Raw genomic sequence first — 13,072 nt, forward strand, 5'->3', positions numbered from 1 at the left:
CATGGATGTGGTCGCGGAGTTGACGGACTCGGTCGCGACGTGCCGGGCACGGGCCGCCGACGACCCGGCCCACCTGCCTGATCTCGCCATGGCGTTGGCCCACCTGGGGATCGCGTACCACCAGAGAGGCCTGCAGGCGGACGCGGTGGAGCAAGTCGAGCAGGCGAGTGCGACGTGGCGCCGGGTGGTCGCGAACAACTCCGGGCACCGGTTGGACCTGGCCGGCACGCTGAGCGATCTCGGCACCCTCTACGGCTTGCTGGGCCGGCACGCGGACGCGCTCGGCCCGTCCGAGGAAGCCGTTGCCCTGTGCCGCGCCCTGGCGGCGGAGGACCCGATGTACACGCCGAACCTCGCCGGTGCCCTGACGAACCTGGGCGGCCGGTACAGCGCCGTCGGTCAGCGGGACGACGCCGTTGCCACCGCCGAGGAGGCCGTCGCGCTGTACCGTTACCTGGCCGAGCACGAGCCCGCCCTGCTGCCCCACCTGGCGACGGCGTTGGCCGGTCTGGGCGTCGAGTACAGCGAGGTCGGCCGGCACGCGGACGCGATGGGCCCGTCGGAGGAGGCGGTCCGCCTGCGCCGGACGCTGGCCGCCGAGAACCCCGACCACCTCCCCGACCTCGCGGCCGCCCTGACCAACCTGGGCGGCCGCTGCCACAGCACCGGCCGGTTCGCGGACGCCCTCGCCAACGCGGAGGAAGCCGTGTCGATCTACCGGCCTCTCGCCGAGCGGAATCCCGGTCACCTCGGCAACCTCGGCACCGCGCTGACGAACCTCGGCAACGCCTACGGCGTGGTGGGCCGAGGTGCGGAGGCGGTCGTGCTGAACAGGGAGGCGGCCGAGGTCTTCCGCCCCCTGGCGGCCGGCAACCCCGGGCACCTGCCCGACCTCGCCATGGCGTTGAACAACCTCGGCCTCCAGCTCGGCCAGACAGGGCGACATGCCGAGGCCGTCGGTCCCCTCGAGGAGGCCGTGACCATCTACCGGCCCTTGGCCGCCGGCAATCCCGCCTACCAGCGGAACCTGTCGCTCGCCCTGGCCAACCTGTCCCGCAGCCAGCAGAGCGGTGACGTCCGGCCGGCCAAGAAGCGGTTCTGGCAGCGGGGGTAGATCGTCCGTCCACAGTGGAGCAGTACTCCGCGGTTCGCTACAACGATCCGGCGGCGCGGTCGTCCACCGCCCGGCGCCGCAGCCCCGGACGGACGAGCGCGTCCGGCACCGGCGCCACGTCGATCGCCCCGAGGTCGGTGCCGGGTGGCACGACCTCGTCGATCCGGTCGAGCACGTCGTCGGGCAGCACGGTGCCGGCACCGGCGAGCAGGTCGTCGAGGTGGGCCGCGGTGCGCGGGCCGATGATCGCCGACGTGACGCCGGGATGGCCCACCACGAACGCGAGGGCGAGGTGGGTCAGTGAAAGCCCGGCCTCGTGGGCGATCGGCAGGAGCCTCTCTACCGCGGCGTGCTTGCGCTCGTCGGTCATGTGCCGGGGGAGCCAGTGCAGGCTGCCCGCCGAGACCGGTTCGCCGCCGGGGCGGAAGCGGCCGGTGAGCAGGCCCGCGGCCAGCGGGCTCCAGGTCAGCACGCCCAGGCCGTACCGCTCGCAGGTGGGCAGGACGTCCCGTTCGACGCCGCGGTTGAGGATCGAGTAGTGCGGCTGCTCGGTCCGGAACCGGGCGAGCCCGCGCCGGTCGGCGAGCCACTGCGCCTCGACGATCTGGGCGGCCGGGAGACCGGAGGTGCCGATCGCCCGCACCTTGCCGGACCGCAGCAGGTCGGTCAGCGCGGACAGGGTCTCCTCCGCGTCGGTGCGGTGGTCGGCGTGGTGGACCTGGTAGAGGTCGAGGTGATCGACCCCGAGGCGGCGCAGGGAGTCCTCGACGGCGGTCATGATCCACCGGCGCGAGTTGCCCTGCCGGTTGGGGTCGGAACCCATGGGGCCGTTGAACTTCGTGGCCAGGACGACGTCGTCGCGGCGGCCGCGCAGCGCCCTGCCGACGATCCGCTCGGTCTCGCCGTCGCCGCCGTAGACGTCGGCGGTGTCGAGGAAGTTGATGCCCGCGTCGAGCGCGCGGTGGATGATCCGGACGCAGTCGTCGGGGTCGGGGTTGCCGTGGGGGCCGAACTTCATGGTGCCGAGGCAGTACGGGCTGACCTGGATGCCGGTGCCGCCCAAGGTGCGCATGCGCACGGGAAAGCCTTTCGCTGTAACGGAAGGGGACGGGGTCAGGCGGCGATGTCGAGCGTCCAGATGACCCCGAAGCGGTCCCGGAGCATGCCGTACAGCGGTGCCCATCCGGCCGGGCCGAGGTCGGTCATGACCGTGGCGCCCTCGGACAGGCCCTTCCAGTAGCCGGTGAGCTCCTCGGTGTCGGTGCCGCGCACCGAGACGAAGAACGGCCGATCGCCCGCGTCGTGGGTCTGGTTCTCGCGGACGTCGTAGGCCATGACGTGGAAACCAGCTCCGGTGCGGACCTCGCCCCAGGCGACGCGGTCGGCGTCTGCCGGGTGCTCCACGTCCTGGGCCTGCGCGTACGTGAACGCGACCACCTGCCCGCCGAAGACGGACCGGTAGAACTCCAGCGCCTCGCGGGCGGTGTCGCGGAAGTTCAGGTGGACGGTGGTCTCGATGCTCATGACGTTCTCCTCCTGCTGCGGTTCTGAGATCAGACTCGCAGCAGTAGGTGTCAGGGAACGTCCGCTTCTACCCGGGCTGGCGAACCGGGCGAACGATCAGCCGGTGAGGCCGGGCAGGTGGTAGCCGGCCTGGTCGTCCCACTCGATCTCGAGGTCGTCGAGGGTGAAGGTCCAGTCCGCGTCCGGCACCGCGGTGCGCAGCGCGGTGATCGCGGCGAGCCAGTGCACCAGCGACGGGACCGCGCGCTCGGGCGCGGTGGGCAGCTTGGTCGACCCGTCGAGCACCGTTCCCGGCTCCAGCCGGTCGTAGAGGTACAGCCCCTCTTCCTCGGTGCCGAAGGGTGCGTTCGCGTCGTAGGTGTCGACCGCCTGGCTGACCGCCGCGAGTTCGGCGTCGGTCAGCGGAGTCGCGCGGCGAGCTGTGTAGTAAAGGGAAACGCCCACACCCGTCACCCTAACGGGCTCCACTCGGGACGGTCCACGACGCCGGGTCGCCGGCGATCTGGCGCGCCTCCTCGATCAACGCGGTGCGCACGGCGGCGGCAGGTGCGGTGAGGTCGCCGATCCACGCCAGCCCCATCGAGCGGTGCGCTCGGCCGGGGTCGTCGACCTCCAGGCAGACGATCCCGTCCGGCAGGGCAGGGGCGGCGAGGCGGGGGATCGTCGTGATGCCGAGCCCGGCGGCCACGAACCCGAACCGGGCCGACCAGTCACTCAGTTCGGCCGCCACGCGGGGGTGCGACACCGAAGGCCAGGCGCCGAACTGCGGTTCCCCGCGGGCTCCTCTGCCGACGATCCACGCTTCCCCCGCGAGCTCGGCGACCGGGACCCGGCGCGCGCCGGCCAGGCGGTGACCGCGTCCGACCGCGAGCAGCAGCGCGCCGGAGGGCAGCGGTTCGACCTGGACGCCGGTGAGGTCCCAGCCGGGCAGGTCCTCTCCGGACGCGAGGATCGCGAGGTCCAGCCGCCCGGCCCGCAGCCGCCGGATCTGCACCGGTGTCGACGACTCCAGGAACTCGACCTCGACCGACGGGTGGTCGGCGCGCACGCGGGCGATCGCGCGGGGGACCAGCCGCAGCGCCGTGGTCGGGAAGCCGCCGAGGGTGATCCGGCCGCCCAGCGGTGCGGGCACGTCCTCGAGCTCGCGCTGGGCGACCTCGTACTGGTCGAGGATCGCCGCCGCCCGCACGGCGAGCCGGCTGCCCGCCGCGGTCGGCTCGACGCCGCGAGGCCCCCGCTCGAACAAGCGCGCGCCGCAGGCCGCCTCCAGGGCGGCGATCTGCTTGGACAGCGCCGACTGCGTGAACCCGAGACGTTCGGAGGCCGCGGTGAGCGATCCGGTCTCGACGACCGCCCGCAGCGCGCGCAGGAGCTGGGGATGCACGTCGAGGAGCATCGCGCCAGTATGCCATCCCGGAATACCAGCGTTGATCGACTTTCTCTGGTGGCATGCCGAGGCCGCGGCCAGACTCGGGTCATGAGCAAAGTCTGGTTCGTCACCGGAACGTCGTCCGGCTTCGGCCGCCTCTGGGCGGAGGCCGCCCTGGAGCGCGGTGACCGGGTCGTGGCCACCGCCCGCGATGTCGAGGCACTCAGGGATCTGCGGGAGCGTTTCTCCGACGCCGTGCTGACCCTGGAACTCGACGTCACCGACCGCGAGGGGGTCTTCGCGGCGGTCGGCACCGCGGTCGAGCGGTTCGGGCGCATCGACGTCGTCGTCAACAACGCGGGCTACGGCCACTTCGGCATGGTCGAGGAACTCGCGGAACGCGAGCTGCGCCGGCAGCTGGAGACCAACTTCTTCGGCGCGGTCTGGGTCACCCAGGCCGTGCTGCCGGTCCTGCGCCGCCAGGGCGGTGGTCACCTCCTCCAGGTCACCAGCGAGGGCGGCGTGCGCGCCTACCCCGGCATCGGCGCCTACCACGCGTCGAAGTGGGCGCTCGAAGGCCTTTCCGAGTCGCTGTGGCAGGAGGTCGCCGGGTTCGGCATCCACGTCACGTGCGTCGAGCCCGGCCCCTACCGGACCGACTGGCTCGACCGCGGCTCACGGCACAGCGCCGAGCTGCCGGACTACGCGCGGGTCCGCGCCGAGACCGCCGCCGAGTTCGAGGTCGGCGAGGCAGCGGCCACCGTTCCGGCGATCCTCGCCCTCGTCGACGCGGAGAACCCGCCACGCCGGCTGATCCTGGGCCGCCTCTTCCCGGTGATCGAGGAGATCTACCAGGAGCGGCTGCGGACGTGGCGCGACTGGCAACCGGTGTCGCTCGCGGCGTTCGGCACCCCGGGCGGATGACCGGGGACGGTTCTCGCTCGAGAACGCCGCGCTTGTCGGAGAAAGCCCGCGAACGCAACGGTTTTCGGAGTTCCCGCACCGCTGATCGTTGACCCTCTGAGCGCGAAGAACCTCGTTCGGGGTTCCCAGCGCTCGCGAACCACGACAGGCCGCTGTACGCCCTGCTCGACCGCGTCCACCGCGGCGCGACCCCACCCGCGCAGCCCCCGGCGGCCCGTCAGGTCAGGTGCGACGACCGGATCGCGCGCCGCGAGCCGAGGCCGAGCTTGCGCAGCACGCTCGACGTGTGCTGTTCCACCGTGCGCGGCGAGAGGAACAGCACCTCGGCGATCTGGTTGTTCGTCAGCCCGGTGACCAGCAGTCTCGCCACCTCGCGCTCACGGGGGGACAGGTCGTCGCCGTAGCCCCGGCTGCCCCGCCGCGACGGGGTGGTCACGCCCAGGCCGCGCAGCAGGTGGCGGCACCGGGCCGCGTCGTGGGTGGCGTCCAGGGCCTCGAAGCGTTCGGCGCACCGGGTGTGGGCGGCGATCGCGGCGGGGCCACCGCGGCGCAGCAGAGCGGAGTCCGCCCGTTCCCACGCCAGTGCGGCCAGGTAGGGCGCGCCGCGGTCGTCGTAGGCGCGGGCGGCCGCGGTGAAGCACGGCGTCCCGTCGCCGCCCGCGTGGACGGCGAGCGCGCCGCGGCAGGTGTGCAGTGCCGCGGCGGTCAGCGGGGCGGACACCCCGGCGAGGCCGTCCTCCACGTCCCGCACCACGGCTTCGGCGTCGTGGGTCCGCCCGGCGGCCAGGTAGGCGTCGACGGCCGCCTCGGCGAGGTCGCCCGCCCAGGCCCACACCTGTTTGCGCCGCGCCAGTGCCAGGCCCGCGCCGGCCTCGTGCACGGCGCGCGGCACGTCGTCGTCGCGCAGTGCCAGCCGGACGAGACCCGCGCTGCCGCTCAGCGCGACCGGGGTCACGGCGTCGCGCGGCGTGCGCGCCCCGGTCAGCTCCAGGTGGGTCGCGGCGGCCGCCCACTGGCCGCGGGCCAATGCCAGCAGTCCCAGAACCAGGTGCAGCTCGCTCGCCACCGCCACCAGGCCGTGGTGTTCGGCCAGCAGCGACGTCGCGCGGGCGGCCAGGCCGTGCCACTCGCCGGTGAACCAGCTGAGGCGGACCTGGGTGCTGCGGGCGGTGCTCAGCACGTAGCGGGCGCCGCTGTCCTGCGCCGCCTTCATCCCGAGCCGCAGGTGGCCCGCGGCCTGGTCGAACCGGCCCACGATGGTCAGCGAGTCGGCCAGGTTGCAGTGCGCCCGCGCGACCTGGCGCTGTTCGCCCGGCGTGCGACCGGCCTGGGGCAGGGTGTCCAGGCGGTCGAGGACGTCGGGGTCGCCCACGGCCACCAGCGAGCCGACAACGTTGGCGACGAGGGAGATCCGCAGCTCGCCGTCCTCGCAGCGGCCGGCAATGGCGTCGGCCTCGTGCAGCCACCGGGTGAGCGACGGCAGCGGCGCGTCGCCGTTGAAGGGCTGGGCCAGGGCGCTCACGCACCTCGCGGCGAGGTCCGGGCGGCCGGCCAGGTCGGCGACCGCGAGCTCCAGCTGGGCGCGGCCCTCCGCGAGCGTGTCGGACTGGCGGGCCAGCAACAGGCCGAGGTGCATGCGGACCTCGCCGCGGGCGGCCGGCGACAGGCGCTCGTCGGCGAGCAGGGGGTGCAGCACCGCCACCGAGGCGGCGACGTCGAGGCCCAGCAGGGCCGCTTCCCCGAGTTTCCTGCCCAGCCGGTCCACCTCCTCGCCGGAGAGCGGCTCCTCGGCCAGCAGCTGTCGCAGCAGGGAGGTGGCCGTGGCGGCGTCGGCGGCGGCCAGGGCCTGGTCGGCGGCGCGTTCACCGTAGGAGAGCAGGTCGGCCCGCCGGTGCGCGAGCCTGCTGTGCTCGGCCAGCTGCAGCAGGGGAGGGGGGTCGGTCGCGGCCAGCAGGCGGACGGCCCGCGCGTGCAGCTCCGCGCGGTGCATCGCGCCGACCGCGCGGTAGACCGCCCGGCGGGCCAGCCCGTGGCGGAACCAGTAGGTCCCCTCCTCCTGCTGGTGCAGGATCGGCCGGGCCACGGCCTCGTCGACCGCGGCCCGCAGCCGTTGCCCGCTCAGGTCGGCCATCTCGCCGAGCCGGCTCGCGGTGACCGGAGCCGTGAACACCGAGGCGGCGTGCACCAGGCGCCGTGCGTCGGGGGTCAGCGCGGCCACCCGTTCCGCCACGGACTCCCGCACCCGCACCGGCACCCCGCCGTCGTCGGGGGCGCGGAGGACCTCCTCGACGCAGAACGGCAGCCCGCCGGTCCGCTCGTGCAGTTCGGTGGCGACGGCCTCGCCCACCGCCTCCACGCCGAGCACCGCCGCCGCCAGCTCGCCGACCTGCGCGACGTCCAGCGCCGTGAGCTCGACGATCTCCGTCGTCACCCCGGCGCCGGGACGGAACGCGGTGCCGAGCGGCATCCCGCCCACCACGTCCTCGCGCCGGAAGGTGACGACCACCGCCAGGCGCGCGGGCGGGTCCGACAGCAGGAACCGCAGGAACGCGAGCGTCGCCTCGTCGGCCCAGTGCAGGTCCTCGACGACGAGCAGGGTCGGTCCGGTGACCGAGAGCACCTCGCGCAGCGCGCGGAACAGCAGGTGCCGGTCGAACCGCGGGTCGGCGGCGGTGACCGGGGCGGGCAGCACGCAGGCCAGCTCCGGCACGACCGCGCGCAACGCGGCGGTCACCGGCGACAGCTCGCACCCGGCGAGCACGTGCCGCAGCCCGCGCAACGCCTCCAGCACCGGTCCCAGCACGAACGGCTCCGGCGTGCGCTGGCAGCGTCCGGTGAGCACGACCGGCACCACCCCGGCCACCCCCGCGACCAGCTCACCGACCAGGCGGCTCTTGCCGACCCCCGCCTCGCCCTCCACCTGCACCAGCGCCGGTCTGCACCCCACGACGACCGACCGCGACCGGCCCAGTTCGGCGGCGCGGCCCACCAGGACCGCGGGGGTGGACGACGGCTGGGCTCCTGGCATCTGGTTCCTCCGGGCGAACGTGCCTGCACCCGTGTAGAGGCCTGCGGGGCCGGAACGGGATGCGCGGGACGCAAATCCGTTCCGGCCCCGAGGGGTTCCTAGGCGGAGCGGTAGTCGATCGTGTGCCGGTACACGAGGTCGCGGGTCGCCGCCGACACGTCCAGCCCGGCACCCGGCCGGTGGGTGAGGAACCACTCGCGGAAGGTGTTCGTGCGGGTGCCGACCAGGCTCTCGAACGTCGGCACGGGTCCGCCGTCGACCTTGCGCCACAACGTGATCAGCGCACCCGCCACCCTCGCCTCCACCTGGTCGCCGTTGTGGAAGTTGGTGGCCGACGGCGCCTGCGAGGAGTCGAACCAGCGGGTGTTCATCAGGTCGATCTCGACGCCGTCGACGTAGACATACTTGCCGTCGCCCATCACGTGGCCCGCCACGGCGTTGGCGAAGCCCTCGGTCCACCCGCACCTCGAGCCGCTCACCCGGTTCGGCAGGTGCGGGCTGGGGCAGTCGCTGTCGGGCCACCAGCCCTGCTGCAGCACGTCCATCAGCCCGTGTGCGGCCTCGTGGATCACCAGGTGCTCGGAGTCGGGGTCGGCGGCGGCCAGTTCGACGTGCCGATCGGGGAGGGCGACGGAGTTGTCCCAATGCGCGCCGACCGTGCTGTCCGCCTGCCACCAGATCGAGAGCTTGCGGCACGCGCCGGTCTCGGCGCTGCTCCAGCAGCGGCTCGTGCCGTGCACGCCCCACAGCCGGGTCATCGTGTCGAACGCCCGCCAGCCGCGCATCTGGAAGTCGGCTGGCACGGTGACGCCGAAGTCGACCTCGGTACCCGCCGCCACGGAGGTCTTCGCGGCGGTGTAGCTGCGGTAGGCGTCCCGGGTCGTGAACGGCCGCACCTGCCACAGACCCGAGTCCGCGGTGAAGCGCACCCAGAGCTGCGTCATCGTGGCGGAGGTCGGGAAGCACAGCCGGTACGACCCGTCCTGGACGCCGGTCAGGCCGGACGCGTAGGTCACGACCGGGGAGCCCGCGCTCGCCCGTCCCTCTACGGCGACACCGGCGTTGCGCACGGGCTGCCACGTGCCGGTCGGAGTGGCGTGGCGGTAGCTGCCCTTGGCGCAGACCTGGTTCGCGGCGGCCTGGGTCGTCCGGACCCCGGTGCGGGACACGGCGGCGAGGTCCGTGCCGTCGGCACCGGTCGTGGACGCTCCCGGCCGGGCGCCGACGGTGAGGGTCGCCGCGGCACGCGCGGGACGGTGGCGCGCGTCGGTGCGCACGGTGGCCTCGACCCGGGCGGGACCGGACTGCTGGGCGGTGACGGTGAAGCGCAGGGTGCGGGCGGTGGTCAGGTCGACGGTCTGCTCGGCGACCGAGCCGAGTCCGGACTCGCGGGGCGCGGGCAACCCGCCCCGGTCGGTGAGCCGGAGCCCGGCGGGCAGTCGCACGGCGAGCCGGGCTCGTGCGACGGGAGCCTTCGGGCGGAGCAGCAGGGTCGCGGTCGCGGACTCGCCGACGGCGGGCAGCCGGTCGAGGGTGAGCTCGGTGTCCACACAGGACTCCGGCGCGGGTGGGCAGTGCGCCGCGGCGGTCGCGGGCAGCGGGGCGGCCAGCGCGGCCGCCGACGCGACCGCCACGGCGGCGATGACGTGGGAGTACATGCAGGGATGCCTTTCGGGGTGGGCACGGCGTTGTGCCGGTCGAAAGGATGAATCGCGGATTCCGCCGCGGCAATGGACTCGGAGCGGCTTCGCCAATTGTGTGAAAAACGGCGGCGCTGCGTGCGGAAGTGGCTTCTATGCCGTGAAAAACCCGTCACCAGCGCCAGCGCGTGCCGACCACGCACGGCTTGAGGTCGTGGGCGATCAGGGAACTGGTCCCGGACGCGCCGACCAGCAGGGTCTCGGCGGTGTGCTCGGGGGCGTCGGGCCCGTCCTTGCGGAACGCGTGGACCTCGGCCGGCGGGTCGCCCTCGAACCGCACGAGTTGCGCGTACTCGCCCACGGGGCCGCGGAAGCGGCGGGAGTAGAACTCGACCCGCGGGCCGGGCGGCGCGCCCAGGGCGTACTCGACCACCGCGTGCTCGCCGGGTGTGAGCGGCCGGTCCAGCAGCAGCTCGGCCACCAGCAGGCCGGAGGCGGCGTCGACGACCGTCCGGCCGACCCGGCAGAACTCGACGGCGTCCAGCTCCGGTGCGGTGCCGGGCTCGTCGGCCTGGTAGCGCACGAGGTAGCGGTGGACCAGGCCGGTGAGCCCGCGCAGCACCGCCCGGGACCTCACGCCGCGTTCGGTGCGGTCCGCGCGCACCGTGAACACGTCGTGCGCGGACATCAGCGCGCAACGGCCCTCGTCCGGGTCGTCGAACTCGGCGACCAGCGGCGCGACGTGGGGGCTCTCGGGCCGGGTGACCCACCGGCCGCGCGGGCGGGGCGCCCCCAGCAGCACGACCAGGGACGACGGGGGCAGGCCCAGCACGCGTTCGAGCACCTGGACCGCGCGCAACGACTCGGGACCCTCGGGACGGCGGCGGGCGCGGCGCCAGTAGCTCAGGGTGGCGAGGCCGACCTCCGCGCCCTGCTCGGCGAGGCGGTGCCGGACCCGGTCGAGCGTCAGCCCGCTGGCCGTGATGGCGGCGTCGAGCGCCTCGGCGAAGGACGCGAAGCGGTCCCGGCCGACCTCCTGGGACATCGTCGTCCTCCCGTCGCCCGAGCGGTGCCCGGCACGTGTCCGGGTATGGTCGGCGGCTTCGCGCGGGAGTTCAAGTGCCTGGTCCGGCACAGGGCGGTGCCCGGCGAGTTCGGGGCTCGCCGGGCACCGGGCTCGGTGTTACGCCGCGCCGTTGAGGAACGCGGTGTACAACAGGGCGTTCGGGGAGGACCCGATGCCGCCCAGCCGGTTGGTCGTCGCGTTGCGCACGAGCGCGTCACGCACCTGGGCGGGCGTGGTCGACGGGTTCTGCGCCAGGTACAGCGCCGCGGCACCCGCCACGTGCGGCGAGGCCATCGACGTGCCCGACATCGTCGCCGTGCCGGTGTTGCTGCTGTAGGAGGCCGACACGATGTCCGTGCCCGGTGCCCAGATGTCGAGGCACGAGCCGTAGTTGCTGTCGAAGCGGCGCTGGTCCTCCCACGTCGCGTTGCCGACGGTGACGGCGGCCGCGACCTTCTGCGGGCTGTAGTAGCAGGAGTCGTCGGTGGAGTTGCCCGCCGCCTGCACCCACTGCACGCCGCTGTCGACGACGGCCTTCACGGCGTTGTCGATGGCCGGGGTGCTGCACCGCTGGCGGCAGCCGATGCTGTAGTTCACCACCGCGGGCTTGACGGCGTTCTTCGCGATCCAGTCCGCCGCCTCGATGATGTCGTCGTCGTAGGCGTTGCCCTTGCAGTCGAGCACCCGCATCGGCACGATCGTCGCCTTCTTGGCCACGCCGTACTTCGTTCCGGCCGCGCTGCCCGCGACGTGCGTGCCGTGGCCGTGGCAGTCCTGGGGCACGCGGTCGTTGTCGACGTAGTCGTACCCCGCCGCGATCCGCCCGGTGAACTCGGAGTGGTTCGCGTTGATGCCGCTGTCGAGCACGTAGATGCGCACGCCCTTGCCCGCGCTCGACGGGTAGTCGTAAGTGCGGTTCAACGGCAGGTCCCTCTGGTCGATCCGGTCGACACCCCAGTTCGGCGTGGGCGTCTGGCTGTCCATCGTGGACATGCGGTTGACCTGCTGGACGTAGGAGACCTTGGCGTCCTTGGCGATTCTCGCGGCCTGGGCCGCCGACATCGTCGCGGAGTACCCGTCGACCACCTTGTCGTAGGTCTTGCGCACGGTGCCGCCGTACCGCCTGGTCATGGCCGCGGCCGTGGCCTGGACGTCGTCCTCGCCCTTGAAGACGACGATGTAGCGGTCGGCGACGGCGTCGGCGGAGGCCGCGTTCAGGACCGCGGACCCCATGACCGGTTGGGAGGAGGCGGTGCCGGCGGACAGCGCCACCAGCCCGGCCGCGGCGGCCGCGCAGACGGCCACCCTCATGATCTTGTTGCGCATCGAGGTGCACCTTTGCTTCGCAGGGAGTGCGGTTCGGGAACCGCGGTGATGACCGCGGCCGTTCCGCCCCACGAACGTAAAAGCGCCCGGAACGGGCCGACAACACTCAAACCCGGTTCCGCGCCGACCACCTACCGCACCACCTACCGCGAACGCGGTGCGAACGAGCGTTATCCGCAGACACCCGTCGATCCGCTCTCGCGGCACCTGACGCTCCGTGACGACATTTCGCCCCCTTTCCCCGTCTTTCGCGACATTCGCCCGAATAGTTGGCGACGTCAACCGTCAACGGACTCGAACCGCGTCACGCCAATGGCAGACGAGTGGGCGAGAAGACTTTCTTTACGTTGAATGCGGAACCCCGGGCTCCATTCTTCGCATCCTGCAAGCGAGGAGAAAACCATGTTCAGGAAAGTCGTCCTCTCCGTCGCGCTCGCCGCGGCCACGACCGTCGTCGCGCCCCTGACCGGCCACGCGTCGGCGAGCGAGGCCCCGATCACCGCGGCGGCCGTCACCGTCTACTACGACACCAGCAGCGCACCCACGTTCGCGAGCGCCATTCGGCAGGGCGCGGCGAACTGGAACGCGCGGGTGTCCAACGTGAAGCTGGTGGAGAACCGCAGCGCGGCCACCCTGCGCTATCGCGAGGGAAATGACCCGCGCGGGTCGTACGCCTCCACCAACGGGCACGGCAGCGGCACCATCTTCATCGACTACACGCAGGCGCGGCAGTACTACGTCACCCGCATCACCGCCCACGAGACCGGGCACGCCCTCGGCCTGCCCGACCACTACAGCGGGCCGTGCTCGGAGCTGATGTCGGGTGGTGGTCCGGGCACGTCGTGCACCGTCGCCTCACCGAACGCCACCGAGGCGGCTCGGGTGAACTCCCTGTGGGCCAACGGGTTCGTCGGCACCTACGAGTGGAAGGTGATCTACGAGCAGGTCCCCGTCCACTCCTGAGCGCGTGACCGCGAGGCCCGGGTCCACTGTGGACCCGGGCCTCGCTCGTCGGGCGCCGGCTTCAGTCCGCGGACCAGGTGCCCAGGGCGTCGATGACCGGCCGGTACTTCAACCGGGA

At 73.1% G+C, this 13,072-nt stretch carries 11 protein-coding genes; 3 read left to right on the forward strand and 8 right to left on the reverse strand.

Annotation, left to right across the window (positions count from 1 at the left end; genetic code table 11):
* Position 1 precedes the first annotated feature (1 nt).
* Positions 2-1,114: a tetratricopeptide repeat protein gene (locus ABZX02_RS01865; RefSeq protein ID WP_355294203.1), complete on the forward strand. Its 1,113-nt coding sequence runs from the start codon at positions 2-4 to the stop codon at positions 1,112-1,114.
* A 37-nt stretch (positions 1,115-1,151) separates the two neighbouring features.
* Here ABZX02_RS01865 and ABZX02_RS01870 read toward each other — a convergent pair whose 3' ends face one another.
* From ABZX02_RS01870 to ABZX02_RS01885, 4 genes are all read right to left on the reverse strand, one after another.
* Complete coding sequence (locus ABZX02_RS01870; RefSeq protein WP_355294204.1) at positions 1,152-2,192, reverse strand: aldo/keto reductase; 1,041 nt, start codon at positions 2,190-2,192, stop codon at positions 1,152-1,154.
* Between the two features lie 35 nt (positions 2,193-2,227).
* A complete protein-coding gene (locus ABZX02_RS01875) occupies positions 2,228-2,638 on the reverse strand; it encodes a VOC family protein (protein WP_355294205.1) in 411 nt (136 codons plus the stop codon).
* Between the two features lie 96 nt (positions 2,639-2,734).
* Positions 2,735-3,082: a hypothetical protein gene (locus tag ABZX02_RS01880; RefSeq protein WP_355294206.1), complete on the reverse strand. Its 348-nt coding sequence runs from the start codon at positions 3,080-3,082 to the stop codon at positions 2,735-2,737.
* 10 nt (positions 3,083-3,092) lie between these two features.
* Positions 3,093-4,034, reverse strand: coding sequence for a LysR family transcriptional regulator (locus ABZX02_RS01885; RefSeq protein WP_355294207.1), 942 nt, complete (start codon positions 4,032-4,034; stop codon positions 3,093-3,095).
* 81 nt (positions 4,035-4,115) lie between these two features.
* On the opposite strand from ABZX02_RS01885, the gene ABZX02_RS01890 reads away from it, so the two are divergent.
* The gene (locus ABZX02_RS01890; protein WP_355294208.1) at positions 4,116-4,931 is read left to right on the forward strand and encodes an SDR family NAD(P)-dependent oxidoreductase; all 816 of its coding nucleotides are present in this window, start codon (positions 4,116-4,118) and stop codon (positions 4,929-4,931) included.
* Positions 4,932-5,148: 217 nt separating this feature from the next.
* Here ABZX02_RS01890 and ABZX02_RS01895 read toward each other — a convergent pair whose 3' ends face one another.
* From ABZX02_RS01895 to ABZX02_RS01910, 4 genes are all read right to left on the reverse strand, one after another.
* Positions 5,149-7,959 (reverse strand): AAA family ATPase, encoded by a 2,811-nt coding sequence (locus ABZX02_RS01895; protein ID WP_355294209.1) that lies wholly within the window; start codon positions 7,957-7,959, stop codon positions 5,149-5,151.
* A 98-nt stretch (positions 7,960-8,057) separates the two neighbouring features.
* A complete protein-coding gene (locus tag ABZX02_RS01900) occupies positions 8,058-9,617 on the reverse strand; it encodes a hypothetical protein (RefSeq protein ID WP_355294210.1) in 1,560 nt (519 codons plus the stop codon).
* A 154-nt stretch (positions 9,618-9,771) separates the two neighbouring features.
* Entirely contained in the window at positions 9,772-10,644 is an 873-nt protein-coding gene (locus tag ABZX02_RS01905) for an XRE family transcriptional regulator (RefSeq protein WP_355294211.1), read from the reverse strand.
* A 138-nt stretch (positions 10,645-10,782) separates the two neighbouring features.
* Positions 10,783-11,991 (reverse strand): S8 family peptidase, encoded by a 1,209-nt coding sequence (locus ABZX02_RS01910; protein WP_355294212.1) that lies wholly within the window; start codon positions 11,989-11,991, stop codon positions 10,783-10,785.
* A 402-nt stretch (positions 11,992-12,393) separates the two neighbouring features.
* On the opposite strand from ABZX02_RS01910, the gene ABZX02_RS01915 reads away from it, so the two are divergent.
* Positions 12,394-12,954: a snapalysin family zinc-dependent metalloprotease gene (locus ABZX02_RS01915; RefSeq protein WP_355294213.1), complete on the forward strand. Its 561-nt coding sequence runs from the start codon at positions 12,394-12,396 to the stop codon at positions 12,952-12,954.
* Positions 12,955-13,072: the final 118 nt, after the last annotated feature.

Source organism: Lentzea sp. NPDC003310 (assembly GCF_040610935.1).
Classification (GTDB): domain Bacteria; phylum Actinomycetota; class Actinomycetes; order Mycobacteriales; family Pseudonocardiaceae; genus Lentzea.